Origin of the sequence: Rhizobium redzepovicii, assembly GCF_019793435.1 — a bacterium.
In the GTDB taxonomy this organism is placed as follows: domain Bacteria; phylum Pseudomonadota; class Alphaproteobacteria; order Rhizobiales; family Rhizobiaceae; genus Rhizobium; species Rhizobium redzepovicii.
This window is the reverse complement of sequence record NZ_JAILYH010000083.1, coordinates 1-440: the sequence shown is the minus strand read 5'-3', so window position 1 is coordinate 440 and position 440 is coordinate 1. Positions and strand designations below refer to the sequence as shown.

Below are 440 nucleotides of genomic sequence, written 5' to 3'. Positions count from 1 at the left end.
GGATTGGGCAGCGCGATTGCCGTCAAGCTTGCGCGCGAAGGCGCCAGAATTGCTGCGGCGGATATCGATCTCGCCGCCGCTGAGAAGACCACGGCTGCGATCGAATCCGAAGGCGGCAAGGCACTGGCTCTGCAATGGGACCTTTCCGATCTCGGTTCGATCGATGCGCATGTCGCTGCAATCGAACAGCAGTTCGGACCGGTCGATATCCTCGTCAACAATACCGGCGGCCCACCGCCGACCACCGTCTCCGGCCAGGATCCGATGCTCTGGAACCAGTATTTCCAGAGCATGGTGCTCTCCGTCATCGCCATTACCGATCGCGTGCTGCCTGAGATGCGGACGCGCAAATGGGGGCGCATCGTCACCTCGACCTCGTCGGGCGTGGTCGCGCCGATCCCCAATCTCGGCATCTCGAATGCGCTGCGCCTGTCATTGGT

At 62.3% G+C, this 440-nt stretch carries 1 protein-coding gene; it reads left to right on the top strand.

The window, feature by feature from the left end; translation table 11 throughout:
- Nucleotides 1–440: SDR family NAD(P)-dependent oxidoreductase (locus tag K6N12_RS33675; protein ID WP_222149182.1), on the top strand; the 440-nt coding region annotated here is incomplete at both ends.